Annotated in this window: 30 protein-coding genes and 2 tRNA genes; 30 read left to right on the plus strand and 2 right to left on the minus strand. The window is 60.6% G+C overall.

The genetic code is table 11. The features are described 5' to 3' along the window. Nucleotides 1–35: 35 nt before the first annotated feature. From IF37_RS0105845 to IF37_RS44305, 3 genes are all read left to right on the plus strand, one after another. Nucleotides 36–106 (plus strand) — tRNA-Gln (locus tag IF37_RS0105845). Nucleotide 107: 1 nt separating this feature from the next. Beyond that, nucleotides 108–181: transfer RNA gene (locus IF37_RS0105850), tRNA-Pro, on the plus strand. 488 nt (nt 182–669) lie between these two features. Further along, complete coding sequence (locus IF37_RS44305; protein ID WP_158727282.1) at nt 670–999, plus strand: hypothetical protein; 330 nt, start codon at nt 670–672, stop codon at nt 997–999. A gap of 223 nt (nt 1,000–1,222) precedes the next feature. Here the strand turns inward: IF37_RS44305 and IF37_RS44310 are convergent, their stop codons facing one another. Both IF37_RS44310 and IF37_RS44315 read right to left on the minus strand, forming a co-directional pair. Beyond that, nucleotides 1,223–1,555 carry a hypothetical protein gene (locus IF37_RS44310; protein WP_158727283.1) on the minus strand — a complete coding sequence of 111 codons (333 nt, stop codon included), beginning with the start codon at nt 1,553–1,555 and terminating at the stop codon, nt 1,223–1,225. Between the two features lie 129 nt (nt 1,556–1,684). Beyond that, complete coding sequence (locus IF37_RS44315) at nt 1,685–1,927, minus strand: hypothetical protein (protein WP_158727284.1); 243 nt, start codon at nt 1,925–1,927, stop codon at nt 1,685–1,687. A gap of 65 nt (nt 1,928–1,992) precedes the next feature. Between IF37_RS44315 and IF37_RS40705 the strand changes: the two genes are divergently transcribed. The 27 genes from IF37_RS40705 (at nt 1,993) to IF37_RS44330 (ending at nt 26,513) form a co-directional block, all read left to right on the plus strand. After that, on the plus strand, nt 1,993–2,478 hold the full coding sequence (locus tag IF37_RS40705) for a P27 family phage terminase small subunit (RefSeq protein ID WP_106981719.1): 486 nt from the start codon (nt 1,993–1,995) through the stop codon (nt 2,476–2,478). Then, nucleotides 2,420–4,156, plus strand: coding sequence for a terminase large subunit (locus tag IF37_RS0105860; protein WP_253915654.1), 1,737 nt, complete (start codon nt 2,420–2,422; stop codon nt 4,154–4,156). The genes IF37_RS40705 and IF37_RS0105860 overlap by 59 nt, the downstream gene beginning before the upstream one ends. A gap of 42 nt (nt 4,157–4,198) precedes the next feature. After that, nucleotides 4,199–5,608 (plus strand): phage portal protein, encoded by a 1,410-nt coding sequence (locus tag IF37_RS0105865; protein ID WP_052844991.1) that lies wholly within the window; start codon nt 4,199–4,201, stop codon nt 5,606–5,608. A 12-nt stretch (nt 5,609–5,620) separates the two neighbouring features. Then, entirely contained in the window at nt 5,621–6,592 is a 972-nt protein-coding gene (locus tag IF37_RS0105870) for a hypothetical protein (protein ID WP_253915655.1), read from the plus strand. 14 nt (nt 6,593–6,606) lie between these two features. Next, nucleotides 6,607–7,203 carry a hypothetical protein gene (locus IF37_RS40710; protein ID WP_052844992.1) on the plus strand — a complete coding sequence of 199 codons (597 nt, stop codon included), beginning with the start codon at nt 6,607–6,609 and terminating at the stop codon, nt 7,201–7,203. Nucleotides 7,204–7,248: 45 nt separating this feature from the next. Beyond that, entirely contained in the window at nt 7,249–8,193 is a 945-nt protein-coding gene (locus IF37_RS0105880) for a major capsid protein (protein ID WP_030737195.1), read from the plus strand. Nucleotides 8,194–8,378: 185 nt separating this feature from the next. Beyond that, nucleotides 8,379–8,909, plus strand: a complete 531-nt coding sequence (locus tag IF37_RS0105885) for a hypothetical protein (protein ID WP_030737198.1) — start codon at nt 8,379–8,381, stop codon at nt 8,907–8,909. Then, nucleotides 8,906–9,250 carry a hypothetical protein gene (locus IF37_RS0105890; protein ID WP_052844993.1) on the plus strand — a complete coding sequence of 115 codons (345 nt, stop codon included), beginning with the start codon at nt 8,906–8,908 and terminating at the stop codon, nt 9,248–9,250. Before IF37_RS0105885 ends, IF37_RS0105890 begins: the two co-directional genes overlap by 4 nt. Next, on the plus strand, nt 9,247–9,513 hold the full coding sequence (locus IF37_RS44825; protein ID WP_173456735.1) for a hypothetical protein: 267 nt from the start codon (nt 9,247–9,249) through the stop codon (nt 9,511–9,513). The genes IF37_RS0105890 and IF37_RS44825 overlap by 4 nt, the downstream gene beginning before the upstream one ends. Nucleotides 9,514–9,538: 25 nt before the next feature. After that, nucleotides 9,539–9,907 (plus strand): hypothetical protein, encoded by a 369-nt coding sequence (locus tag IF37_RS41625; protein WP_253915656.1) that lies wholly within the window; start codon nt 9,539–9,541, stop codon nt 9,905–9,907. Beyond that, nucleotides 9,904–10,464 carry a hypothetical protein gene (locus IF37_RS0105895; RefSeq protein WP_030737205.1) on the plus strand — a complete coding sequence of 187 codons (561 nt, stop codon included), beginning with the start codon at nt 9,904–9,906 and terminating at the stop codon, nt 10,462–10,464. Before IF37_RS41625 ends, IF37_RS0105895 begins: the two co-directional genes overlap by 4 nt. Nucleotides 10,465–10,574: 110 nt before the next feature. Next, on the plus strand, nt 10,575–10,829 hold the full coding sequence (locus IF37_RS0105900) for a hypothetical protein (protein WP_030737207.1): 255 nt from the start codon (nt 10,575–10,577) through the stop codon (nt 10,827–10,829). A 107-nt stretch (nt 10,830–10,936) separates the two neighbouring features. Beyond that, nucleotides 10,937–11,212, plus strand: coding sequence for a hypothetical protein (locus IF37_RS40715; RefSeq protein ID WP_052844994.1), 276 nt, complete (start codon nt 10,937–10,939; stop codon nt 11,210–11,212). A gap of 3 nt (nt 11,213–11,215) precedes the next feature. Beyond that, nucleotides 11,216–14,182 (plus strand): phage tail tape measure protein, encoded by a 2,967-nt coding sequence (locus tag IF37_RS39065; protein WP_037855764.1) that lies wholly within the window; start codon nt 11,216–11,218, stop codon nt 14,180–14,182. Between the two features lie 495 nt (nt 14,183–14,677). After that, nucleotides 14,678–16,711: a hypothetical protein gene (locus IF37_RS44320; protein WP_158727285.1), complete on the plus strand. Its 2,034-nt coding sequence runs from the start codon at nt 14,678–14,680 to the stop codon at nt 16,709–16,711. Nucleotides 16,712–16,777: 66 nt separating this feature from the next. Beyond that, the gene (locus IF37_RS41170) at nt 16,778–17,833 is read left to right on the plus strand and encodes a DUF5047 domain-containing protein (protein ID WP_158727286.1); all 1,056 of its coding nucleotides are present in this window, start codon (nt 16,778–16,780) and stop codon (nt 17,831–17,833) included. A gap of 523 nt (nt 17,834–18,356) precedes the next feature. Then, nucleotides 18,357–18,977 carry a hypothetical protein gene (locus IF37_RS44325; RefSeq protein WP_063886362.1) on the plus strand — a complete coding sequence of 207 codons (621 nt, stop codon included), beginning with the start codon at nt 18,357–18,359 and terminating at the stop codon, nt 18,975–18,977. A 92-nt stretch (nt 18,978–19,069) separates the two neighbouring features. Beyond that, the gene (locus IF37_RS43385; RefSeq protein ID WP_158727287.1) at nt 19,070–19,828 is read left to right on the plus strand and encodes a peptidoglycan-binding protein; all 759 of its coding nucleotides are present in this window, start codon (nt 19,070–19,072) and stop codon (nt 19,826–19,828) included. Nucleotides 19,829–20,338: 510 nt separating this feature from the next. Further along, entirely contained in the window at nt 20,339–20,911 is a 573-nt protein-coding gene (locus IF37_RS0105930) for a hypothetical protein (RefSeq protein WP_030737226.1), read from the plus strand. 373 nt (nt 20,912–21,284) lie between these two features. Beyond that, nucleotides 21,285–22,337 (plus strand): hypothetical protein, encoded by a 1,053-nt coding sequence (locus tag IF37_RS0105935; RefSeq protein WP_158727288.1) that lies wholly within the window; start codon nt 21,285–21,287, stop codon nt 22,335–22,337. A gap of 101 nt (nt 22,338–22,438) precedes the next feature. Then, nucleotides 22,439–22,633, plus strand: a complete 195-nt coding sequence (locus IF37_RS0105940; RefSeq protein ID WP_030737233.1) for a hypothetical protein — start codon at nt 22,439–22,441, stop codon at nt 22,631–22,633. Nucleotides 22,634–23,161: 528 nt separating this feature from the next. After that, complete coding sequence (locus IF37_RS0105945) at nt 23,162–24,013, plus strand: hypothetical protein (protein ID WP_030737237.1); 852 nt, start codon at nt 23,162–23,164, stop codon at nt 24,011–24,013. 51 nt (nt 24,014–24,064) lie between these two features. Then, entirely contained in the window at nt 24,065–24,289 is a 225-nt protein-coding gene (locus IF37_RS0105950; protein ID WP_030737239.1) for a hypothetical protein, read from the plus strand. A gap of 180 nt (nt 24,290–24,469) precedes the next feature. Continuing rightward, complete coding sequence (locus IF37_RS0105955) at nt 24,470–25,174, plus strand: hypothetical protein (protein WP_052844996.1); 705 nt, start codon at nt 24,470–24,472, stop codon at nt 25,172–25,174. A 205-nt stretch (nt 25,175–25,379) separates the two neighbouring features. After that, nucleotides 25,380–25,652 (plus strand): hypothetical protein, encoded by a 273-nt coding sequence (locus IF37_RS0105965; RefSeq protein ID WP_030737247.1) that lies wholly within the window; start codon nt 25,380–25,382, stop codon nt 25,650–25,652. Between the two features lie 84 nt (nt 25,653–25,736). Further along, on the plus strand, nt 25,737–26,252 hold the full coding sequence (locus tag IF37_RS0105970) for a hypothetical protein (protein ID WP_030737250.1): 516 nt from the start codon (nt 25,737–25,739) through the stop codon (nt 26,250–26,252). Between the two features lie 87 nt (nt 26,253–26,339). Next, the gene (locus IF37_RS44330) at nt 26,340–26,513 is read left to right on the plus strand and encodes a hypothetical protein (protein ID WP_158727289.1); all 174 of its coding nucleotides are present in this window, start codon (nt 26,340–26,342) and stop codon (nt 26,511–26,513) included. The last annotated feature ends 474 nt before the right edge of the window (nt 26,514–26,987 follow it).

The raw sequence follows: 26,987 nt of genomic DNA on the forward strand, positions 1-26,987 counted from the left end.
CGGGGTGGTCAGGCAACTGGTGCGCTAGCGCCCATTGCGTGTTAGTGCAACGGCAGCACGTCCGGTTCTGGCCCGGGTAATCCTGGTTCGAATCCAGGGCGCGCAGCGTGGGTGTAGTGAAGTGGCATCACGCCTGGTTTGGGACCAGGTAACGCAGGTTCGATCCCTGCTACCCGCACCAGGCTACGCCGGTCAGGCCAGCCCTGATAAGCGACCAGTGTGAGACTCACGGGGCTACCCCGGTCCGCCTGTCCGGCGAAGCCCACATACGAAAATTCGGAGGTGGCCGCATGCCTAGCCGGCCACGTAAGCCGTGCACGATCCCGGGCTGTCCTGAGCTGACAGCCGTAGGCGGTCGCTGCACTGAGCATCGCTCCCAGGATCACCAACTAAGGCGTGAGCGTGGGGCGTTCAACTATGGCTCCAGTCGCTGGCAGCGCGTCAGGCGCGCGTACCTGTACACCCATCCATGGTGTGTGCTGTGTAGTGCCCCTGCCACGGTTGCTGACCATCACCCCCTGTCCCGCCGTGAACTGGTGGCCCGGGGGGTAGAGCCTGACAGTCCCACTCACCTTCGCCCACTGTGTGCTGTCTGCCATAACCGTGAGACCGCCAAGCATCAGCCTGGTGGATGGGCGGCAGAGCGTCGCAAGGTTAAGGAGTAGAAGCGTGGCTGTTGAGGTTCCCATTGTGACCTTCACGCGTTCAGGTAATGCAATGCCTGACGCTGTACCTGGTGACACGTTGCTTGGTCATACAGTGCCGAACGATGGACGTACGGGCCTGGTAGTCAAGAACACGGACACGGCGATGCCGCATGTGCTGACAATCAGCCTGACGCGCACGGTCGATGGTCAGGCCGTTGTGCCGCGAACCGTGACTGTGCCAGCCAGTGCTTCCCTTGCTCTTGGGCCGTTCAATCAGGCTGACTACGGCGCTGATGTGGGCGTGACTGTTGACTCAGCTTCGCTGACCCTGCTTGCTTTCCGTGTGGCGTAACCACCCTGGGGGGTGACCCCCTCCGGTGCCTGAGAGCACCCGGCAGGGAGGGAAATAGCTAGCGACGCAACCTGGACCATTTGCGCGGAGACATCAAGTGCCCCTAATTGTGTGGTTCCTGCTCTCTGAGCTGGTCGCCCTGGCCGTGTGTCTGGGTGTCCGTGCGTGGCTGTTGCGGGCATGAGAAAACCCCCGGGTTTCGCGCCCGGGGGCTTGTCTGGCCCTACTTGCTGGTGCAGTACGTGACCCACTGGCCGGCGTCATAGTCTGGCCGCTCCACTACGAAGGGCATGCGTTCGCTGTCCGTCAGGAGTGCCTTGACGCCAGCCTTACCCCCCTTCTTGGCAGCGTCGCAGATGCTCAGCTTGAGGTCTGCCGAGTACATGTCCCGGGCGGACTCCCATGACTCGCGCTGAGCAGCGTCACGGTCAAATGTGGGGGCCTTGCTGGTGGGTGCTGTACTGGTGGCCGGCGCCGCTGGCTTGTTGTCACCGGAAGAACAACCGGCGAGCGCCAGCGTGGCCCCAACTAGGGCCGGAATGATCAGTCTTCTCATGGCGAGAGTCTATCTTACGGAATGTCGTGTTCCGGTAACAAATTGTGACCGGCGCCGCTGTGCGTGTGGTACCTGAGCATGAGAAAGCCCCCCGGTTTCGCGCCGGGGGCTGACTGGTGGCTTTGTTGCTCAGATGGCCTCAGATGATCCGTCAGGCCACACGCGGTAGTTGCCGATGATGTCTGACTGCATGCCAGCCGGAACCAGGTACTTGCCGTCACGAACGAGAAGCCCACGGTGGCGCAGTGCCCTGACGCTGTGGCCGTTTACCCCAATGGCAGCGTAGGCGTTCAGCCACTCTCCCACCTTACCGGCTGCCTTGATCTTGGTGAGTGCGTCTTGCATCTTCGGGGTCAGCTTCTCTGTCGTCATGGCTGTAGCTAAGCACAGTGCAGAGCATCAAGGCAACCCACATACGATTTTTCGGAGGTGATCTCATGGCTGACCCGATGCGCAGCAAGCCACCACTACAGGTGGTGCGCGAAGGCAACCCGGGCAAGCGCCCCATCAATCCGGGGATCACCATCCCGCCAGCTGAGCTTGCAGAGCCTGACTGGTCTGTTGTGTTCCCCGGGTCTGCCGCTGGCGTCGCTCGCTGCCGTCAGGTGGCTTCGGGGGAGTGGAACCGGGTTATCCCGGTGCTCAAGTACACGGCCGGTATCGGGGCTGTAGACACGGTGGTCTTGACGGACTACTGCGTATGCGTCGCACGAATCGACCAGGGCGAACGGTCTCTGTCGCGTGACGGGGTTTTGATGCAAGGCGAACGCGGGTGGCAGAAGAACGGGTGGACCACCGTGCTTGGCCAGTACCGCTCACAGCTTGCCCGCTACATTGGCGAACTAGGTCTAAGTCCGTCTGCCCGTGGGCGCATTCAGCCGCCTGAGAACGGGGGAGACGATGACGGAGACGTGTTCGACTGAGGCGCTGCCAGTTCCGTATGACGCGCTCATTGAGCTAGGGCTGACGCCAGAAGAGATCGAACAGGCAGCACGTAGCCAGCCGCTGGTGCTGGGCATGCAGGCGGATAAGCAACCAGGCGCCCACTTCTCTGTGGATGCTGCACGTCGCGCCGTGAAGGCCGTTGAGTCCTTCAAGCACACCAAGGGGCGGTGGGGCGCAAGCCCCCTCAAGCTAGCTCCATGGCAAATCGTCTGGGTGATCGCCCCCGTTTTCGGGTGGCTCTGGTATGACCCAGAGATTGACAGGGAAGTGCGCGTTATCCGGTCTGTCTGGATTGAGGTCCCGCGTAAGAACGGCAAGTCAACCTTGTCATCGGGAATTGGCCTGACGCTGTTGCTGGCTGATCGGGAGCATGGTGCAGAAGTCTACGCGGCGGCTGGTTCACTGCCACAGGCTGAGCGTGTTTTTGATGACGCTAAGCGCATGGCGCTGACTTCCAATGCGGTCAAGGGCCGTGTTGAGGTGCTTCGGGGCGTTATCCGGGTTCCGCGTACAGGCGGTGTATTCCGGGCGCTTTCCAAGATTGCCGAAACGGCACACGGCCTGAACGTCAGCGGCGCCATTGTCGACGAAGTCCACGTTCACAAGAAGCGTGACCTAGTTGACGCCATCGAGACCGGAACGGGCGCGCGTGATCAGCCCCTAGTCGTGTTCATCACGACCGCCGACGAAGGCGAAGAGGGTTCGATCTATGACGAGAAGCACACTTACACGCGGCGCCTAGCCGAGAACGTGATTGATGACCCGGGTCATTACGGGGTCATCTGGGCTGCCGAAGAGTCGGACGATCCCTTTGATGAAGCCACTTGGTATAAGGCTAACCCGGGTCTAGGTCAGTCGCCTTCGCTAGCGTACATGCGCCGTGAAGCGGCTAAGGCGAAGTCGACTCCATCATACTTCCCAACGTTCTGCCGGCTGAGCCTGAATCGACGTATGCGCTCGTCCACCAGATGGCTACCCATGCCGCTGTGGGACTCCAACGCTGGTACGGTCGATGATCAGCGCATGCGCTACCGGCGCGCGTGGGGTGGCGTTGACCTTTCCGCTGTCTCTGACATGTCGGCATGGGTGATGGCCGTTGAGTCCCGGCAGCCTGGTGTTGAGCTTGAATTGATCGCACGATTCTGGCTTCCGGAAGAGCGCGTGGACGAGCTTGAACAGCAGCTACAGGTGCCGCTTAGGCTCTGGGTGCGCGAAGGCTGGATTCAGCTAACCGAAGGCGACGCAATCGACTACGGCGCCATTGAGAAGCGCATCATTGAGGACTGCCGCCGGCTGAATGTACAGCGCATCAGCTATGACCGCATGTTCGCAGGTCAGTTGGTGCAGCGCGTTGACCAGAAGACCCGGGGTGTGGACCTGGTGCCGATTGCTCAGACATACCTAGGCATGGGTCCCGGCTCGAAGGAACTTGAGCGCCTGTTGCGCGAAGGGAAGATCCGCCACGGCGGCAACCCGGTTCTTCGCTGGCACGCCTCTTGTGTCGAGATCATTGCGGATGGCAATGACAATTTCCGCCCCGTGAAGCCTGACCGGCAGAAGTCCTCAAGCCGCATCGACGGCATTGCGGCATCCGTCATGGCTATGGATGGCTACATTAGGCGACCCCTCAAGAAGGCGCGCGCCGTTTCCGCGTGACCAACATCCGAAAATCCGTAGGTGCCTAGAAGGGGGTTACCCATGGCGCTGACCCCACTAGACGACCTTAATCGGCTGTACGGAAAGCTCAAGCGTAGAGCCGGTAAGGCTGATGACTGGTCGAAGTATTACGATGGGGAAGTTCCCCTAAAGTTTGCATCCCCGGAGTTCAAGGGGCAGACAGGTGCCCTCTTTGAGGGCTTCTCGGACAACTGGTGTCAGGTGGTGCCTGACGCCACTGTTGAGCGCCTGGTGCCGATTGCTTTCCGCCTCAATGATGGTTCGCTGGATACGGCTGCATGGGATGCGTGGCGCCGTAATGAGTGCGATGTTGAGGTTGGCCTAGCCTTCCTTGAGGCTCTGATCAGCGGCCGATCTTATGGTCTGGTATGGAAGCCGGATGGGATCAATACGGAGATCACGTTTCACGACGTGCAACAGGCCATTGTTGAGTATGTGCCTGGTAAGCGTCGGGTGCGCCGTGCTGGGCTTTTGCTGTGGCGTGACGGGGATCAGGAGCGCGCTTCCCTGTTCTACCCGGACGCGGTCTATCTGTGGGTGCGTAGGGTTGATAGCCCGTATGGCTTTGCCCTGAAGTCTGATGCTGGGTGGGTGTCTGCCGGTATCCTGAGCAACCCGCTAGGGGTAGTGCCCCTGGTGGCGCTGGAGAATCGCGCGCGTCTGCGCGGGAAGCCTACCAGCGAGATTGCCAGTGTGGCGCCGCTACAGGACGCGGTTAACACCCTGTGGGCTCATCTGATGACAGCCGCAGACGAACGCGCTCTGCCGGCGCGTGCAGTGCTGGGCATGGATCGCCCCACCAAGGAGATACTTGACAGCGACGGGGAAGTCATTGGCGAAGAGGATTTGCCCATTGATGAGTTCCGTCGCAATCGTCTTCTCTGGCTAGAGCGTGAGGGTGCGTCGATTGCCGAGTTCAGCGGTGCCGATCTGACGAACTACACCACGGTTATTGAGACCGCTGTGAGGCATATAGCCGCGCAGACCAGAACCCCGCCAAGTTATCTGACTGGGGAAATGGTCAATATCAGCGCTGATGCTCTGGTGGCGTCTGAGGCCGGCCTAGTCGCCAAGGTGCAGGAAAGGCAGCGGTATTTCGGTGCTTCGCTTCGCGAACTCATGCGGCTTGAGGCGCTTGCCGCTGGGGATGCTGCACGCGCTGAGGCAATAAGCATGGGGTCTGTCGTCTGGCGTGATGCACAGTTCCGCAGCGAAGCCCAGTACGCGGACGCCCTGACGAAGTACAAGGCGATCAACGTTCCGGATGAAGCTCTATGGGAGCGGATGCCGGACACCACGCCGGAAGAGATTGAGCGCTGGAAGTCCATGCGGGATGACCAGGCTGCCGCCATTGTGGGTGGGAACATCGCTGGTTTGTTCGGCCCGAAGCCGGATGACACCACAGCGGAAGACCTAACCATAGCGGCGTAGTGAGGGGGCTCCGTGGCCGCGTCAGCCACTTTGGCTGCCACCCGGTACGAAGTGGTGCAGGGGATCACACAGAGCGTTGTAGGGGCCGTTCAGGCCCTTTGGCGTGACGTGCCCCCTGACCGCATCTTCGCTGCCTTACAGGGCGAAACTGGGCGGCAGATTCTCAATGCTGTGATTGCTGGCCAGTTGTCAGCGGCTCAGGGTGCTCAGGCATTCGTGACGGGCGCGATGCTCGCACAGGGTGCAGGAGTAGCGGCGGAAGCCACCTTGAACGCTGGTTCGCTGGCCGGCATCGCCATGGACGGAAGGTTGCTAGCAACCCTTCTGTACGTCCCGGCGGTAACCACGGCTCAGGCGCTATCCGTTGGCCTGCCGGCTGACGTGGCGCTGGCAAGGGGCATGGCTCAAATGGGCACCCTTGTTGCAACTACCATTGCCGACACGGCGCGCACGGCTACACAGGTCGCGATGGCCGCTGAGCCGAAGTGCGTTGCTTACGTGCGGGTGGTGAAGCTACCGGCATGCTCCAGGTGCATCGTCTTGGCCGGCAGACAGTACAGCTACTCAGAAGGTTTCAAGCGTCACCCGAAGTGTGATTGCGGTATGGAGCCCATGAGCGATCAGGAATGGCGCGAGAGCGCCAGCCCGGAAGACATATTCAGGCAGATGACTCCGGAAGAGCGTCGAAAGCGCTTCGGTGCTGCGGGGGCTGATGCCATCGAGAATGGCGCTGACATAGGTCAGGTGGTCAACGCGCGACGCGGAATGGCCACCGCCACTACAGGCAAGAAGGTCACCACCGAGGGGACCACCCGGCGCGGTATCGGCGGTAAGGCGCTTGACGCTGGCTTCGAGAAGACGCCAGGAAAGCGCTACACCCGTTCCCGGGAAGCGCGCCTGATGCCTGAACAGATCCTAAAGCAAGCGGATGACAACCGTGAGCTTCAAATCGCCTTGCTCAAGAAGCACGGCTTTATCACGTAGGGAGCGATTCCCCCATGCCTGAGACCCTCAACCCGAATGGCCCTGACGCTGGCGCTGACACCCCCAAGGATGGGGACCCTGGCAAGGCTGAGGGCACGCCCCCGAAGAACGGGCCGGCCGATGACGGTAAGGGCGACCAGAGCGACGCTGAGGCGGAGCTAGGCGACGCCGGTAAGAAGGCCATCAAGACGGAGCGCGATGCCCGTAAGGCGGCTGAGAAGGAACGCGATGAACTACAGGCGGAAGTCAAGCGCCTACAGCGTTCCAATGCAGCGGTCAAGGGCGCGGACCTTGACGCTATCAAGAGTGAGATCCGGGCGGAGTTTGCCACCCAGCTAGCCGAGACAGCCATCAAGGCTGAGGCCAAGGGGCGCCTACAGGACCCGGCTGACGCTCTGCTTTTCCTCAAGGCTTCCGACGTTGACACCAGCGACGAAGCCGCCGTGACGAAGGCCATTGATGACCTTCTCAAGGCACGTCCCTATCTGGCTGCCGCTGAGTCCGGAGTCAAGCCGTGGGGCTACGTTGGCGGGGGCAAGACGCCTTCCGCTGAGCCTGAGCCGAAGGACGCACTTGAGCGCATGGCGCGTGCGTATGGCAAGGGCAAGTAACCACCTCCGATTTTCGTAGGTGCCTTCTGACATTGGAGACTTTCCATGCCCCTAACTCTGACTGAGGCCGCGAAGCTGTCGCAGGATGACCTACAGCGCGGTGTACTTGAGACCTTCGTTCAGGAATCTCCGGTTCTGGACCGTATCCCGTTCTTGACCATTCAGGGCAACGCGTACGCCTACAACGAAGAGGCGACGCTACCGGGTGTTGCGTTCCGGTCGGTGAATGAGGCTTACCCGGAGTCCACGGGCACGGTTAACCCAAAGTCTGAGAAGCTGGTCATCATGGGTGGTGACGCTGATGTTGACCGCTTCATCGTCCAGACCCGGGGCAACCTGAACGATCAGCGCGCCATTCAGACCCGGATGAAGGTGAAGGCGGCTTCGTACTTTTTCCAGGACAATTTCATCAACGGTGACACCGCCGTCACGCCGAAGGGCTTTGATGGTCTCAAGAAGCGCCTGACCGGTGCTCAGGTCATCGCGACTGCCACCAACGGCATGGGTCCCGTGGCCGGCGGACACGACTTCTTCGACGCGCTAGACGCGCTGATCGCTCAGGTTCCCGGCATCAACGGCAGTAACGGCGCGCTATACACCAACAGCAAGATCATCGCAAAGGTCAAGTCCAGCGCACGGCGTCTTGGTGGGGTTGAGATGATCCGTGAGGCGCTGACCCAGAAGATGGTGGCCACGTACAACGGCATCCCGCTTCTAGACATCGGCCAGACGTCGGCTGGTGCGGACATCATCCCCCAGACGGAGACTCAGGGCACGTCCAGTGCGGCGGGCTCGATCTACGCCGTGAAGTTCGGTTCCGCTGAGGGTGACCAGGCCGTGACGGGTCTGACCAACGGTGGCGTTCAGGTCCGTGACCTGGGTGAGCTTGACGTGATGCCGGTCTACCGGACGCGCCTTGAGTTCTACACGGGTCTCGCGCTGTTCGGCGGTAAGGCGGCTGCCCGTCTGACCGGCGTTCTGGCTGCCTGATCGAAGGAGATTGAGCCTTGCCACCGAAGGCAAAGACTGCCACCCCTGATGTGCCGCACGAAGAGGCTTGCAAGGGTCCCCGGGTGGAGAGTTACACGGCTCTTCGCCCGGATGGCTCTGAGGCTTCCGTGACACGCTGTCAGGAGTGCGGAGCACAGACCACGAAGTAACGGAAGGGGTGCCCCATGGCACTGCCGCCGCTGGCCACGATTGATGATCTGGCAGCGCACATGCAGGTTGATCCGGGCACCCTTCCGGCCGGCGCAGTGTCCGCATTGGACCAGGTCTCTGCGATCATCCGGAAGGAAGCCCGCAACAACTTCCAGCGTCGGACCACCACGCTTACGCGGACTCCGCATCAGGGCGTGATCCGGCTGCCGCTCAGGCCCGTTGTTTCAGTGGACTCCGTGACGCGCGATGGTGCGCCGGTTGACTACCGCTGGGATGACGAGACAGAGCGGCTGTTTGTGGGCGCCTGTGCGCCCGTCACAGTGACTTTCACGCATGGGTACGCATCAGTGCCCGGGGACGTTGTGGCAGTCGCTCTGACAGCCGCTCAGCGCGTTCTGACGAACCCCAATGACCTACGGCAGGAAACCGTTGGTGCGGTCAGCGTCACATACGCGGCTGAGACCATCGGCGCAAGCCTCAGTCAGGCTGACAAGGACCTTCTAGGGCGCTACCGGCGAACGTTCGCTGTGGGCAGGCTTCTATGAGCACGCTGTATGGCGAAACCGTGAGGCTGGTTCGGGCGCCCTTCAAGGTCGACAAGTATGGCAACACCACCAGCGAACGTGACTGGTCGGCTGCCACCCGCACGGAATACACGGGCCTGATGGTTCAGCCGGACGCTTCCAGTGAAGCCACGGGGGACCGACCCACGGTCATCACGGGTTGGCGCCTGATCACTCCGAAGGGCCGTGACTTCCCGGCGCTGGCCACGGACCGCGTTGAGTGGGAGGGCTTGACGCTGCAAGTTGACGGCAAGGTTGGCCGGTTCAAGGTAGGCGGTCGCCTACATCATGTAGAAGCACGGCTCAAGGAGGTTACTGGATGAGCGGCCCACGAATTCGGTATAACTTTGATGCCATCCGGGCGCTGAATACGGCACCGCGTACGCATGCCTACCTTCTCAAGAAGGCGCATGATGTTGATGCCGCTCTTCGCAGCGTCGGTGTGCAGACCCGCGTTGATGCTCAGGCCGGTCCGAATCGTGCCCGCGCGGCTGTGATTGCCGGCTACGAAGACGGAGCCACGGCCGAGGGAACCAGGCGGAACCTCTTGCTAGCCCTAGATGCGGCGGCTGATCCGATTGAGTAAGCCAGTCATCGTCTTCCCTGATGCTGTGCTGGTCACCATCCTGTACCTACGCGAAGTCGTCCCGGGCCTTTCTGTCTACTCACGCGTTCCCGATCCACGGCCGGCGGAATTTGTTCGCGTCGAACGGCTAGGCGGCATGCGGCGTGCGCTGATTCTCGACCGTCCTCGAATGAATGTTGAGTGCTGGTCAGACAGTGAAGAGAATGCGGCAGACCTAAGCGCCCGGGTGCGTGCGTACGCGCTGGCGATGGCTGGCAAGCGTGGCGATACCACGGTCTACGACGTGGTCGAAGTGTCCGGCCCCATGTGGCTGCCTGATTCTGCGTCTGGGCAACCCCGATACTCATTTGCTGTTGAGTTCTCCACCAGGGGAACCAGATTGGAAACCCTATGAGCGGTAACGTCAACAATCCTCGACTATGGGAAGGTGCGGATCTGTGGACTGCACCTGTCGCCACGGCACTGCCACCTGAGCTTGATGACGCCATGGGCACTGTTCCGGCATGGAAGGCCGTTGGTCTTCTCTCCGAGGATGGTGCTTCTGAGGCCCGTGACGAGGATACCACGGACTTCTATGCGTGGGGTGGCAAGCTCATCCGCACGAAGCGCAGCAAGCACAAGCGCAGCATCACGGTTACGTGCCTTGAGGACAACCTAGTTGTCTTCGGGCTGGTGAACCCTGGCTCCACCGTTGAGACCACGGCTGGCGTGAACAAGCGCACGGTCAAGATTCCGAAGACCAACAAGCGTAGTTTCGTGCTTGAGCTGGTAGACGGAGACATTACCCGGCGCCGGCATATTCCTTCGGGAGAGGTTACGGCCATCGGGGAAGTCAAGCTGTCCGAGTCGGACATGCAGGCATTTGAGCTGACCATCACCATCTACCCGGACGCTGATGACGTGCTGTACGTCGACTACGACAACGACACGGCTAACGCTGCCACGGCGTAACTGGCCACCTCCGAAAATTCGTAGGTGCTCCGACTGGTGGGACCAGGATTCTGGGTGGAGTCCTGGTCTCGCCGCATTCCCACCCATCACCCGCTAGGAGACACACAATCATGGCTTCGAAGAACGATGCGCTGGGCACCTCGACTGTCATTGAGTACAACGGCGACACCTACAGCGTTCCACCGGCTGAGGACTGGGACCTTGATGTCCTTGAGGCCATTGACGATCAGCGGATGACCCATGCACTGAAGGCGCTTCTGGGTGATGACCAGTACGCCACGTTCCGCAAGTCCAATCGCAAGGTTGCCGATCTCGGCAAGTTCTTTGAGGTGGCCGGTAGGGCTGTAGGCGCGGGAAACTCTTAAGCCTTCTGAGGCTCATTCGGGAGCACGGGGACGCGATTGAGGCAGACCTAGCATTCCGGGGTGTTGACCTTCTCGACCTATGGCGCCGGAAGATCAGCCCCCGGAAGATGGCCGTTCTGATCTGGGGCCTACCGCCGGACAGCGCCACGCGTCAGGCCATCAATCAGGGCAAGCCACTGTGGTCGACCACTGACTACTTGCTGGCTGACTTGATTGACGTTACGCAGTACAACACATGGGCTGTGGCCAACAAGGACGTTCCGCGTATGGACCAGTCAAAGCCACCTCAGCCCTACCCGCGTCCCGGTATGAATGAGCCGAAGAAGGCGAAGATCACGGCGGCTGCCCTGTTGGACTTCAGGGAGCGCACGAAGGGAAGGTGACCCATGAGCGGCAGCGCTCCGGAGATTGCCGTAGCTTACGTGTCGATTGTCCCTGAAATTCAGGGCTTCGCGCGTCAGCTACGCCAGCAAATCATCGGGCCGGCGGGGAATGCAGGAGACCAGGCAGGCGATCAGGTCAGTGGCGGGCTTAAGGATAAGCTACTCAAGGGTGGGGCTGTTGCAGCGGCAGCCGCTGGGGCTGTAATCGCCAAGGGTCTAACTGACGCCATTGACCAGGCAAACGTGACCAAGAGGCTACAGGCGCAACTAGGGGCCACCAGTGCCGATGCTAAGAAGTACGGTGACGTAGCCGGCAAGCTCTACGCTAAGGGTGTCACGGACAACTTCGAGGCCGGCGCTGATGCCATCAAGGCCGTAGTCAAGGGTGGCCTGGTACCACCCGGCGCCACGAATGCTCAGCTTGAGTCCATAGCCACGAAGATGACAGACGTTGCAGCGACGTTCGGCACCGACATGGATATGCAGTCTCAGGCTGTTTCGGCACTGTTGAAGAACGGACTTGCTAAGAACGCCACCGAAGCACTTGATGTGGTGGCTACCGGCTTCCAGAAGCTAGGTCCGAACGCTGATGACCTTCTAGACACCTTCCAGGAATACCCGGTTCAGCTTCGCAAGCTGGGCCTTGACTCGAAGACTTCCCTAGGGCTTTTCTCCCAGGGTCTACAGGGCGGCGCCCGTAATACGGACATCATCGCTGACGCGCTCAAGGAATTCTCCATTCGTTCCATTGATATGAGTAAGACTTCCAGGGACGCCTATGCGTCACTGGGGCTCAATGCTCAGGAAATGGAACGGAAGATTGGCAAGGGCGGTAAGTCGGCGCAGGATGGTCTACAGCAAGTCCTAGACAAGTTGCGCGGAATGCATGACCCGGTCAAACGTGAAGCGGCTGCCGTTGGCCTGTTCGGTACTCAGGCTGAGGACATGGGTAAGAGCCTATACAGCTTGGACCCGAGTAAGGCTGTCAAGGCTGTAGGGGACGTTGGTGGCGCGTCCAAGAAGATGGGTGACACGCTGCGAAGCGGCCCCATGTACCAGATCCAGACCTTCAAGCGGACCATACAGCAAGACTTCACTGAGGCGATTGGGACGTATCTGATTCCCGCGCTGACTGATGTGCTCCGCTTCGGTAAGGACGCATTCGGCTGGATCAAGGATAATCAGGGCTGGCTACTGCCGTTCGCTGCGGGCGTTGGCGCCATTGCAGCGTCAGTGGCTATCGCCAACGGCGTGATGAAGGGCATAGCCCTAGTAACGCGCGGTTGGGCGATTGCTCAGGGCCTTCTTAACACGGTCATGGCTATGAACCCATTCGTCCTGGTGGCTCTACTAGTCATAGGGCTTGGCGCTGCGCTGGTCGTGGCTTACAAGAAGTCAGAGACCTTCCGCAGCATCGTTCAGGGCGCTTTCGATGCAGTCAGGGTGGTTGTCAGCGACGTAGTTGATTGGTTTCGGAATTCCTTTGTCCCGTTCTTCAGGGACACGCTTCCGGCAGCCTTTCGGGCGCTGGTCGACTGGGTCAAGCAGAATTGGCCGTGGATCTTGGGCGCACTAACAGGCCCTATAGGTCTGGCAGTCGTCTACATCATCAAGCACTGGGACGAAGTTTCCCAGGGGTTCGCTGATGGTTGGGACTGGATGAAGCGTCATGTGTTCTACCCGATCCGGGACTTCTTCACGAAGACGATTCCGGGATGGGGTGGCACTCTGCGCGATAAGATCGTTACCTCATTCGAGGACGCTGCAACGGATGCCGGGAAGGGATTCGACAAGATTCGGGACCTTGCTAAGTCCCCAATCTCGTTCGTAATCGACACCGTCTACAACCGTGGAATCGTCGGAACCTGGAATGCCATTGCTCAGGCGTTTGGCGCTCCGAAGCTAGCCGAGTTCCACCCTAAGGGTTTCGCCGCTGGTGGCTACACAGGTGCCGGCGGAAAGTACGTGCCAGCCGGAATCGTCCACGCTGGTGAGTACGTCATTCCTAAGGAAGCGACTCAGCGAATCGGCCTAGGTCCGCTTGAGTACATGCGTAAGAACGGCAGGCTGCCCGGCTATTCAGGGGGTGGGCTGGTGGACGCGTTGGAGTGGACGAAGAGCACACTAGGTGGCGCCGGCTCAAAGGCATGGGAAGCCGTCAAGAAGGGGACTTCATGGCTCAAGGACAGCATCGAGGCTTCTGCCCGCGCTGGCGTTGACCACGTCGTTAACCCACTTCTGGACAAGATTCCTGGCCTTAATTATGGGTGGGGCAAGGCCGTCAAGCGCCTGCCCATGCGCGCTGTAGATGCCCTGTTCGGCTACTCGAAGGAAGCTGACAAGAAGCTAGTTCCGCATGTCGAATACTCGCCTTCGGCCGGCGTTGCCCAGTGGAAGCCTCTCGTACTCAAGGCGCTGAACATGGTGGGACAGCCCGCCACGCTACTGAATACTGTTCTTCGGCGTATGAATCAGGAGAGTGGCGGCAATCCTAGGGCTATCAATAACTGGGACATCAACGCAAAGAACGGAGTTCCGTCGAAGGGGCTCATGCAGGTCATCGACCCCACGTTCAACGCGTACGCCGGCAAGCTTCGGGGTCGTGGTGTGTGGGACCCGCTAGCCAACGTCTACGCTTCCATGCGCTATGCCCTTGCGACGTACGGCAGCCTGAGCGCTGCTTACGACCGCACGGGCGGCTATGACTCTGGGGGATGGCTACAACCAGGCGCCACCCTCAGCGTGAACCAGTCCGGAAAGCCTGAGCCCGTGTTCACGTCAGGACAGTGGCAGGTGCTCAGTACGCTGGCCGCGCGTGGTGCTGGTGGCCCCCAGGGTGGCCTACAGCCCGGAGACCGCCTAGTCCTGGTGACGGACGGTGGTTCCTTTGAGGCGTACGTGGACCATCGCGCCGATAAGCGGATTGAGTCTGGGCTGACCGGCCCGGCTGCCCTAGGAAGGGGACTGTAAGTGCCTGACGATGGCGAGACCGTACAGACTCCGGTCACTGAGGTGACGGAAACCGACGATGGAGTTGTGGTGATCGGCTACCCGCCCGATACCAGCACCGGAATCAGTGTTGAACCGACCGTGGGTGCCGACGATGGCACAAACCCACAAGGCCCCGAATCTGAAGGGGCGTAAGCATCTAGGGCAGGCACCTCCGAAAATTCTTAGGTGCCTGCCCTGTCACTTGAGGGGGGCTGCATGGCTTACGGAAACCCGAACCTACTGCCTGACGCGTCAAGCGCTTTCGAGAGCGGCTCACATGGATGGGCGGCCGGCGGCAACACCACATTGAGCGTTGTGTCCGGTCAGTTCATAGATGGCGCCCAATCGTTGCGCTTTACGGCCACTTCCGCTGGATCTGTCGCTGCAACTAGCCCTCGAATCGCCGGGGTCATCGCTGGGCTTGAATATGTGATTCGGGCACCCGTTCGCCGGAACAGCGTTACCGCCGGGCAGGTGGCTACCCTCACGGTTACCTGGTTCAATGATGCGGCGGCAGGGACAGTGCTTGGTACCAGCGTTAGCACTCTCGCCCTTTCTGGGGCGACTACTGGCTGGTTCTACTACAACCATCCCGTGGTGGTCGCTACTGCCCCCACTGGTGCGCTGTCCGCCACCGTGACCTTGAGCGTGAGCAATTTGGCTGCCGCTGAATATGTAAACACGGATAGCGTCTATTTCGGCGCGGCAGTGGTGCGACCAGGGAATGTGTACGGCTATAACACGGCGTCTATTGAGCAAGACACGTCTGGCTGGAAGATCGATTCTGGCATCATGGCGCGCGGTAACTGGAATCTGTCAGTTGGGCAGGGTTTCTACGCGCTTGAGGTGGCAAGCGCCGGCGCCGGTTCGCAGGAAATTCGGACCAATAACTTCATAGCGATTACGCCCGGTAAGGAATACACCAGCTACGCGCTGGTGCGGTCTCCGTCCATCACAGCTAACTGGCTGGTGGAATTTCGCTGGTTCGATGCTGCGTTCAACCAGGTCGGGCCGGTCGTGCAGACCGCCTACAGTGTGCCAGTTAATACCACCTCTTGGGTTGGTGTGACAGCTACGGCCCCTACCGGGGTCAATGCTGTGCAATGTAAGGTGTTCTTTCGCCCACAGGCGACGGCAGGGCAGCAAGTCTTTGTTCTGGAAGACGCCCAGTTCTACGCCTCCGCCAGTCGAAACCTTACGGGCAACCTTCTCACCTACGCCGAGTACAGCACTGAGGGAACCGTTCCAGCGTGGACGGTAGACGGTGGTTCGGTTTCGCTGCTTCAGACCACGAGTGCTGTGACTGATGGTCTGTTCTCGCTGAAGGTGACTCCGGATGCTCCGGGAACAGTCCGTGCCACCCTTGGCCGGCTGGTGCCTGTGGCTGCCGGAACTACGTATCAGGTGAAGGCGACGATATTTCGGCACAACACGGATTCGGCGCAGAAGGTCATCAGCGCGGTTCGCTGCCGTGTTGACTGGTATGACTCCAGCGGGGCGCTGTATCAGGCTGACAATCCAGATCAGCTCTACGCGTCCGAAGCGTCAGACGCCTGGTGGACTCAGGTTAATTCGGTTACGCGCACAGCCCCCGATGGTGCTGTGTATGCCAAGGTTGGATTTGAACTAAGCAGCGACAATCCACTGGTCGATTACTGGTTTGTCGATAACTTCTCGCTGATACCAGCCACGGCCGAATACACGCTATCTACGTCCAACGATACCGGCTCTATCACGCTCGCTGTCAACTATGTGCCAGACCACGCTTCTACCGCATCCAACGTGACCATCACGCGCATGGATGACAACGGCAAGGCAGCGCCTATGCGCGCGTACGGTCGAACGTGGAATCTAGCGCCTAACCCGTACTCCGTCATCCTGGTTGAGGACTATGAGGCGCCGCTGGGGTCCCGTGTGTGGTACTCAGTCCAGTGGTCCGATAGCACAGGTGCCAATCGTGGGCCGCGCCTACTGACCCAGACGGTTGACGCTCCGATTCTGCCCGATGGCGATTACGTCTGGTTCAAGTCTCCGGGGGTTCCGGCGCTCAACACGCAAGTGATGGTCGAAGAGCCGCTGTCTTGGTCCCGGGCAGCGCGATCACAGCGCTATGACGTGGTGGGGCGCAAGAATCCGATTCACGTCACTGGTGCGCGTGCAGGCAGGCAGTCCAGTATTACGGTCCTTACGTGGGACCCGGAAGCTAACGCCTTGTTTGACTCGCTACTGGATGCCGGAACCGTGGCGCTGGTCCAAGCCATGCCCGGATACGGCATTGACGGCAACCTGTACGTGTCAATCGGAGATGTGGACGTTGAGCCGCTGAACTCAGATGCCCGCGAATATGGGTGGCGTTGGACGCTGGCCATAACTGAGGTTGACCGGCCTGACGGGGGACTACAGGGCTCCGCTTCTACTACTTGGCAGACCATCACGAACACCTACGCCACATGGGAAGACCTGTTTTCCTCCCACGAGACATGGGCGGACGTTCTCACGAAGGGGTGATCAATGCAGCCGGTAAGCCCGAAGTGGGCGCCGGCACTCACTACGGATCACGGACTGTCCGTCAAGGTGAACGTCCTTTACAACGGCGCTGTGGTCGCTGAGGACATTGCCTTTACGGATGGCACTGTGAGAGTGGATAGGGGCAGCGACGTTCGGCGTTCGCTGTCCCTATCCATTGCTGATCCGCGTGAGTTCCCGGTGAACGCAACAGACAAGTTCGCTGTCTATGGCCAGCGCATTTACGTTGAGGCTGGCATTCAATACCTTGACGGAACCACTGAGCGGGTGCCAGTCGGTACATTCGTCATCACATCTGTAAGTGGCAACATCCACACCGGCCCACTAAGTGTTCAGGCCAGCGGGCTGGAAATCCTACTCAAGCGCGCCATGTGGGACACAGCCACCAGCACGAAGAACTACCCGTCAGCCGCCGCTTTCCTGGCTGCCAAGATTCCCGCCACCGTGCCGGGTGCATCCTTTGTGGACTCATCTACGAACGGTAAGAAGGCTCTGGCGACGAAGACGTGGGATGCATTCACGGACACATGGGCGGCATGCCGTGAGGTTGCTGACAGCGTCGGTGCTGAACTGTTCTGCGACGCTAACGGGACCTTCCGCATGGTAGATATCCCGGACCCCATGAGCGGCACTCGGGTACCCGTCTGGGATGTGGCGGCCGGCGAAGGTGGAGTAATGGTCAGCGCCAATATGGAACTGTCCGCAGACGGGGTCTACAACCGAGTTGTAGTGACCGGTGAGAACAGCTCTGATGACGCGCCACCGGTAAAGGGAATTGCCACAATCAGCAGCACCTCAGACCCCCTGTACTACGGAGGGCCGTTCGGCAAGGTGACGAAGTCCTACAGCTCGTCGCTAGTAACCACTCTGGTGCAGGCTCAGCAGACCGCTACAGCGCTTCTAGCGAAGTACCGGGCACCTAATCGCACGGTGACGCTTGAGGCGGTACCAAACACTGCCCTAGACGCCGGCGACTGCATACGCGTCAGCTATGGAGATGCCGCCCTTCCTGAGCTGCACATCGCCCATAGCTTCGATATACCGCTGACCGTGGGTGGCAATTTCACCATCAACACCGTGAGCGGCAAGGAGGAATCACAGTAGTGGCAGGCATTGACAGGATTCTCACTGCATCCGTAGACGCGGTGAAGCGCTCAGGTGCCCTTGAATCTGGCGCGCTTATGGCAACGGTCAGTGCGGTCAACTCGAACGGGACCGTGGACCTTACCCGGGCGGATGATGAGTACCCCAGCGTGCGTGTGCTGTCCGGGTATCTTCGGCCGGCGGCGGGGGACAGCGTAGAGATGCTGCGCTCCGCTGGTGGGTGGGTCTGTATTGGGAAGTTGCGCACCAATAACAGCCCGCTAATGCAGCGTGGAACGGCCACAACCCCATCGTCGGGGGGCACTACAGGCACTTGGACAGCGGTAGCGGTCACATTCCCACTGTCCTTCGCTTCTGCGCCGACGATTATCGCTACTCCCATTTCATCCGTGACCGCTGGCACCACCGAGATCAACTGGACAGTTACGGGTGCCAGTACCACGGGCTTTGAGCTTCGATGCCGCCGGACCACAGACAACGCGACCACCTTCGGGTGGGTAGCTACTGACTTCTAGGGGGAACTGTGCCACTAACCGACTCCTACGGGCAGGGTATCCAGTACCCGACCCTTACCGACAAGCCCAACGCGCAGACTCTGGGGCAGGGCATTGTTGATGGCCTAACCCCAAAGGTCGTCATGACATACGCCAGCGCCATTGTGCGCGGTGCCACCATCAAGAAGCCCACGGCGGGCATGCTTACTTGGCTGAAGGATGTTGGCCGGCTTGAGGTGTATGACGGTTCCGGGTGGGCCGTTGTTACCGCTGGAACTTCCACATGGAAGACCATTGATCTAGCAACCAGCGAATACTCACACAACGGCAACAGTCAGGGAACGTTCCAGTACCGCCTAATCAACCTGTTTGGTGAAATGGGCCTGATGTTCCGGGGTGGCATCGGTGTCACCTACCCGTACCCGAACGGCTCCCTACCGGGCAATGGCAGGCTTAATGCCTCAGCGCTACCGGTAGGCGCGCGCCCTTCCACGCTTCGAACGGTGGTGGTGCCTTGCTCCGACACCAGTTCAAACCGCATCACCCTCAAGATGGACATCACGACAGACGGAATACTCAAGCTCTTCGGCACTCAGGCGGACAGCAAGCCCCCGTGGGTTGGCTTCAACGGCGTCTTTTGCTCGCTCTAGCACATACGAAAATTCGTAGGTGCCAGCCCCTGGGGGCTTTCCACTCACTAGACATAAGTAGAGACGTATGCCCCACAGGAAGGAGATGCGCAGTGGCTTCTACCGCTGATGCGATGCTGGCTCAGGCGGCTAAGGATGCCGATGCCGGATACAAGGAGGGTAAGAGCAACGACACTAAGTTCGGTCGCTGGTATCCCATGAACTACCAGCCGTGGTGTGACATGGCTGTCTCGAAGTGGGCTGAAGATTCCGGCAACGCCGATATCGTCGGCAAGTTCGCTTACTGCCCTTCGCATGTGAACTGGTTCAAGGCGCGCGGCCAGTGGCATGATCGGGGTGCGGCTGTGAGGCGCGGCGATATTGTGTTTTTTTCCTGGGATGGTGGGCCGCTGGCTGACCATGTCGGTGTGGTCACGGCTGACGCTGCCGCTGGTGCTGACGTGCACACCATTGAGGGGAACACGTCCAGCGGCAATGCCGGTTCTCAGGGCAACGGGGATGGCGTCTACCGGCGCACCCGTGGCCGTGGTGTGATTCTCGGTTTCGGCCGTCCGTCCTACAAGGTTGCCCCTAAGCCGGCCGCAAAGTATGAGCCCTTCCCTGGGGTGGACTACTTCAAGAAGAACCCCCGTTCTTCGGTGATCACTCGCATGGGTGAGCGCCTGGTGGCTGAAGGCTACGGCGGCTACGCGAAGGGTCCGGGTCCACAGTGGACCGATGCTGACCGCCGGGCGTTCGCCTGGTGGCAGAAGGTCTACAGCGCGAAGAACCACCTTGGTTGGTCGGGTAGCGATGTGGACGGATGGCCGGGCAAGGCTTCGTGGGACGCGCTTAAGGTGCCGAAGGGCTAGCCAATGCCACTACAGGAAGAGCCGGGAGCGTGGGTTCCCGGCTCTGAGATTTACGCGGAGCTACGGCGCTTGTCTGAGCTGGTGACCCGGCTGGATGAGCGCCTAGCGCACGACAAGACCGGCGACGACGTGGCGGACCTACAGACCCGTGTGAGCGCCCTAGAGCAGCGTGTGTGGCGCGCCTCCGGGTTCGCTGCCGCCGTAGGTGCCCTGGTTGGTGTCGCTGTGCCATTCCTGACGAAGTGAGGTAGGCCCTATGGGGGCTCACAGCAAGCCCCGCAAGGCGTATGATTCCGCCTTCATGAGTGTGTATGACACTGCGGTATGGATTGCGAAGCATCGACGCAAGGTCTACGCGGCCCTGGTGGTACTTCTTCCGCTGGCTGCACGACTGGTCCCGGGCTTCCCGGCTGACGCACTGCTAGACGCCTGCAAGGTCTTCCTGGGCGCCTAGGCTTTCGACTCACTAACCCCCCAGTGCAGGCGCGAATAGCGCCCGGAGGGAGAGACGTGAGCTATCAGAACATTGCCTTCGTTGGCAAGGCTCGAAGCGGCAAGGACACGGCCGGCGAGCGCCTGGTGCAACACTGGATGTTTACTCGGCTGGCCTTCGCTGACCCGCTCAAGCGCATGGCGCTTCAAGTAGACCCGCTGATTCCCATGAAGCACTTGGACTCACATGCGCGCCTGTCTGCTTGCGTGACTGCCGCTGGTTGGGAAGACGCAAAGGATCGCTGGCCGGAGATTCGCCGGGTGCTCCAGCGCATGGGGCATACGGTCCGTGAGCTTGACCCTGACTTCTGGGTGCGAGCGCTCATGGATAAGGCGAAGGCTGCCGACGGCTGGAACATGCCCGTGGTCGTGACTGACTGCCGTTACCGCAATGAGGCTGAGACGCTGCGCGCGGCTGGCTTCCGCCTGGTTCGCATCAAGCGCCCAACTCCGCTGAAGAAGATGAGGCGCGAAGCACTGCACCCCAGCGAGACCGAACTAGACGGCTACCCGTGTGATGACACGATCATCAACGCGGGCAGCGTCTTTGACCTGCACACAGCCGTTGACGCCCTGGTGCGCCGGCGCTGACCCCTGCCCCCTGGTGGCTCCCTGAGCGGAGTACGCCGGGGGGCTTTTTGCGTAACACTCACCTACGAATTTTCGGATGTGGTGGACACGATGCCCATAGGTGGTGCTACTGTTCTCACGTCGGCAAGAGAACAGCGAAGGTGGGGTAACGGAAGTGCCTAAGAAGGGTGCACGCCAGCCGTGGCGTCTTACGTTCCAGTACGCGACTCAGGCCAAGGCATCCACGCACGCGCACTACACGGAAGAGGACGCACAGCGTCAGGCGGATGAGATGCTCGAGACCGCTGAGCGCCGTTCTAGCTCCGTTAGCCTCACCATCAGCAACCGTGACACGGGGGTGGCCTATGCCTACCCCATCAACCAGGGAGAGACCATGGCTGAGACCACCGTTGAGAAGCTTGACGTCAACGAAGACGCCGGTAAGGCTGCCCTTGAGCAGATCGACGCCAACATTGAGCGCGCTAAGACGCTTGCCACTGAGGGCAACACGGAAGCTCTTGACGCGCTGTTTGAGGAAAACGAAGCACTGATCTCCGCCCTTAGCGGTAAGGGCAGCATTAAGGCCAAGAAGGAGAAGCGCGACGCGTGGACTACAGCCGTAGATGAGGGCACGGCGGCAAAGGCTGAGGTGAAGAAGGTCACCGAAGGCAAGGTGATGGGTCCGGCATGGGACAAGATCGAGGGCGTTCCGGAGCTTGTAAACGCTGCCGCAGAAAAGCTCTCCGAGGGTGTCCGTCTGCACCTCAAGGGTTCCCAGGTGGCCAAGGATGTTGCCGCCGTGGTCTTTGAAGCATGGCTCAAGGTGGAGAACAGCGCGGGGGCCCCGGACATCCTCGGGGACATGGCTGAGTCCAAGAACATCAGCAAGGCCGTTCTGTCGGTTGCTGGTGGCGGCTTCGAAGACAACTGGGACAACAAGGAAGCACTTCGCAAGCTCATGCGGAGCGTGCAGGACTACCGTTCTGACGTGCGCGCTGAGTGGCTTCGGTCGCTGGACGGAGACACGGAAGAGGCTGCCGCCCGGCGTGAACTGATGGCCAAGGTGCTTGAGGGTAAGCCGGAAGACGAGAAGGCATCGGAGTGGGTTGCCAACGTCTACGGCACCTCGACCATCGGTCAGGCGGAGAAGAAGCGCCTTGACTATCAGGAGAAGAAGAGGGCGGCTGAACTGACCGCTGGTGGCTCTGGGGCCGGCGAGGGTACCGGTGATGGCGAAGGCGACGCCGGCGACGACAAGCAGGAACCGGCCGATGAGACCAACCCGGATGAGTACCTGAGGAAGACTGTCGACCGACTCCTGAAGGACATCAGCAAGGCGAAGCCCGAAACGGTGGAGAAGGCCAGCGCTGAGACGAAGGAAGCCCAGCGGAAGCGCCTTGAGAAGGCTCTGGAAGCTCTGCGCGCCATGATCGCTGCCACCCTGTAGCAAGCGCAGAAGGGAAGGCCCGGAGGTACCCCCAGTGCCCCGGGCCTTCATGGTTACACCTCCGAAAATCAGTAGGCATTCGACTCACTAGGGAGCACGGTATGGCCGATATGACCACGGAAGCGATTCAGGCCCGGGATGAAGCCCGGCGTGTGATCGCTGAACTAATCGCCCGGCACGGTGAAGCTCTACCCCTGCCGTTCGTGTCACGCCTTGAGGGCGCCCGGGACTGGCTTGAGAACTATGAAGAGTCTGGCATCACTCCGGAAGAGCCCATGCCGGTGCATCAGCAGTGAGTGAGGATGAGGCACAGACCTTGTGCCACAAGTGTCGTCTGATCCGCCCTATGCGGCTAATGATGGTTGACCCGGAAACGCGCACGATGTTCCACAACCCGCGCTGCGACCTTCCGGGCGGTCTTCTCGTGTGTAACCCGAACCTTGTTCAGTGCGGAGACCCGGAGCACGCCACAGGCAGGCTGTTGCCCGGGGCAAGGCTGGCACCAATCGAAGGGAAGTGGCGTGAGGCTGAGCCATCCCGCATGAAGCCCTGAGCGCCTGCCTGAGCGCCTACTAGCCCCGTTGGGTCCCCGTGCCCGGTGGGGCTTTCGCATGCCCTACAGCGCCCGTGTAGGAGGTGGAACGCCACCCTTACAGCGCTGACCACCTGACCAGCCATAGTGTAGAAGTGTAGAAGTAACCCCCAGTCTCGTAACACATATAGAAGTCTAAGGAGATACCCGGGACACGGCTCCGAACTACACAACTACACACGCGCCTTCGACTCACTAGATAGGTAGTGATACCACTGAGGAAGGCGCCCAAATGGCCAAGGTTGAGAACGACGAAACCGGCGGAAGTCGGGTGTATTTCCGGGCTACCAACCCGGATGAGCGGTACCCCAGCGTGACCACCATTGTGGACATGCTCCCGAAGAAGTTCCTACAGCGCTGGTACGCCAACCAAGCGGCTGAGCTTGCCCTAGACAGCATCGACTACCTACAGCGCATGGTGGACCGGGACCGAGAGGGAGCCCGTAAGTGGGTGGCCGGCGCTGCATGGCGCTACACCCGGGACCGGGCCGGTATCGGCTCGAAGGCCCATGACCTGTTTGAGCGCATGATACGCGGCCAGCAACTACGGCGCCAGCATCCGGACCTTGAGCCGTACCGCCGTAACTTCCGGGACTTCCTTGACACGGTCAAGCCTGAGCTGGTACGCGCTGAGGATGTGGCCTGGTGTGACCTGTACCAGTACGCCGGTTCCTTTGATGCGTGGTTGCGCTTGCGCGTTCTGGTTCAGGCTGACGGTACATGGATGATCGCTCCGGACGATCCGGACGCCATCACGGTGGACGTGATCGCTGACTGGAAGACCAGTAAGAGCGTGTGGCCGAGCGTTGCCCTTCAGATGGCTGCCTACGCGTACGCGGACAAGATCATTGACCCTGACGGCAACGAAGAGCCCATGCCGGTCATCGACGGTGCCGTAGTCCTGCACATCACCCCGGAAGGCTGGACGCTGTACCCAGTCTACGCTCCGCAACTGGCCGAAGCCTTCAATCACTTCGTGTACCTCCGTCACACACTGGAGTGGGAGCGGTCCGGGTCACGCAAGGCTCTGGGTGCTGCACTGGCGTCTTCGCGTGAGCTTACTGGGACGGAGCGACGAGGGTAGGCATTCGGCTCACTAGACCATGGGTACAAGCCGCCAACCCTTGGAGAGACCTTGAAGGACGTTGCCAAGTTTACCGGTGTAGTCGCCCTGTACGCGCTGATCATCCTTGCGACCGCATGCGTACAGGTGTGGCTTGTCATGCTGGCGATTGGCGCCCTGCACCACGCTGCCCACGCTGTCCCTTCGCTGTCGTACTGCGGGTCGTCCTGGTTGGTCGTCCTTGCCTATCTGATGGTGTGGCCGGCCGTCGCCAGTGGCAAGCGCACCGAGAACTAACCCAGTTGAGCCCCCTGGTCCTTCGGGATCAGGGGGCTTTTCTGCGTTCTGGGCCTGGTCCCGCTGGCAGGCATTCGACGCCCTAGACACCAAGTGCAAGAGGAAAACGCGCGGCGGACGGGGCAGGCATTCGACCCCCTAGACCAAAAGCGCAAGGAGATTCGCAGTAGGGGAGCGCCCATGGCGATGGACAAGAGCATTTTCGATGACCCGGAGCGCGGAGAGCGAGAAGAGAAGTTCAAGCGCCCGGAGTACGCGTTCCAGTTCCGGACCGGCATGCAGAACGCGCGCAAGAAGCCTGTGAGCCTTGCCAAGTTCCGTGTCCTTGCGGCCGGCGAAGAGACCGCGAAGGGCATAGCGGAACTGATGGGCGGAACCCCGTCCGAGAAGTTCCCGGAGAAGGATCACAACTTTGAGATCCTGACGGATGCTTCCAGCGTTGAGATTGTCATCAGTGGCGCTGACGCCATTGAGGACAAGTTCATGCAGTGGGGGCCGAACGGGCTTCCCATCCATGAGTGCGACGGGCGCCTGTCGCTCATGCCGGATGACAAGGGTGAGCCGTGCGGATGCACTGGCACGCTCAAGGAGCGCAAGGCAAAGAGCCGTGCGGGCAAGGGCGCTGGCCCTAACATCATCGTCTCGTTCCGGCTGGCTGGTCTCGGCTATGAGCTTGGTATGGGTCGGTGGATTGCCACTTCCTGGCAGTTCGCTGAGACCGTGCACGATGTCAAGGATGCTCTTGACGACGTGGATGGAGAGGCCCTATGTCGACTGGAGATCGTGCAGGAGGAATTCGAGCTTGACGGAGAGCTGATCAAGTACAAGAAGCCCGTCATTACGGTTCTCGGTTCCTACTCGGACGCCATTGCCGAAGAGCGCTAGGGGCATGCCCGATGGCACTGTCTGAAAGCCAGCGTGAAACGGCAGTGCGAATCATCAGGGGGGCGGCTGACGAATATGTCCGGCTGCCCCTTTGGGAGTTCCACCCGTACTACCGCCCGTTGATCCTGTCCGAACGGACCCGGCGCGGTTTCAACCTTGACCCTGAGCCTACGGGCGATCACGAATACAACTAGGAGAGCATCACATGGCTATCTACGGAGTTTTCCGCACCGACGATGTCCAGCCGGGTGAGTTCGTTTCCGCTGTGGTGATCGCACCGGGTGTGGACCAGGCGCGGCGCGCTGTGGCTCATCTATCCGGTGTGGTTGCGACCGGCAAGGGCCGGAACGTGAAGGCTGAGAAGCTGGACACCACGGGCGCAACGCGTCTGGTTTCCATCTACGAGGATGAGCGGACCCCTGAGCCGGCGGAGGATGACCCGGCTGACAACTACCCCTATGACGACATGATCGGCTGACCTTGTGCCCGGTGCTTGCGCTTCATGCGCTGGTACCGGGCTTGAGGCATTGGGGGGCAGGGTGCCCCAAAAGGAGAGACGACGATGACGTTTCAGGCTGGCGACAAGGTCAAGTACGCGAAGATGCGTGACGCTGCGGAGATCCTGAGCGGCCCGCACGCGTCCCAGGGTGGCGCTGACCGGTACCTGATCGAGAAGGCGGATGGTAACGTTTCGCTGGTCAAGGTGACTGAGCTGTCCGAACTCGACGGCCGGCGGGAAGTGGTTGCGGCTGCCATTCACCAGGCGCTCTACCTGCGAAGCCTTAGCAAGGCCAGCCGTGTGTCGCGCTCTCGGGTTATTGAGCTGGCTGACGCTGCGCTGGCTGCACTGGACGGTATCGAGAAGTCCAGCCCGCTGGCAAAGGGAGATCGCATCCGCATCACGAAGCACGGCCTTGAGTTCGCCACGGTGATCGTGGGCGACGTGCTCATGGTGGATAACGTGGACGCGTACGGGGATGGCACCGTTTTCACGACAAACGCGCCCCGGTCTACCGGCATGCGTGACTGCTGGTACTTCCGCCACGACAGTGAAGGCCGTGGGTGGGAGCGCGTCTAACCCTGTTGCCCGGTCTCTGGTGGCGCTTCGTGCGCTGCCGGGGTCCGGGCCTTTGGCGTTAGGGAAGTCATATCGATAGGGGAGATCATGACTGTTGGTGAGCTTCGAAGGTTCATGAACACGCTACCGCTGGACAGCGACGATATGCCTGTTGTTGCGCTGGACGGTGATACTGCGGAGTTGTTCCAGGTGTTCAAGGCCACCCAGGGGACGATTGGCGCATCGAGCGCGCTGGTGCTAGGGATCGAAATTAGCGATTAGGAAGGCGTAGCCGTATGGCTAAACGTGGGGTAGTCACGGACTATGCCGGCAACGAACTGCACCCCGGGGACCTGGTGGCATACAGCGCACGTCAGGGCAACCGGGTCCGCATGGCTGACGCTGTGGTACTTGAAGCAACAGCGAAGCCCGCGCAAGTAGAAGGTGTTGGCCTGGTCCTGGTGCCGGTATTGCGCGTGCAGCCAACTGGGGTGGAATCGGGGTTTGTGAAGCGCAAAACCTCGACGCCTCAGTGGATTACCACTGAGCATGTTCGACTAGTGACCCCGGGCTTTGACCCGGCAGTCACATCCGAAAATCCGTAGGTGCCCAGTGGTCATTTCTGGCGAGTCTGCCCCCGCTCTGGGTGATGTGCGGGCTGCATCTTTCGGTGAAACCATCTGGCTCAAGCCGGGCGTAACCAATCGTAAAGACTGGCCCCGGTATGCGGATGCGCTGATTGTGGCGCTCACGCGC

This window comes from Streptomyces sp. NRRL S-31 (assembly GCF_000718775.1).
GTDB lineage: Bacteria > Actinomycetota > Actinomycetes > Streptomycetales > Streptomycetaceae > Streptomyces.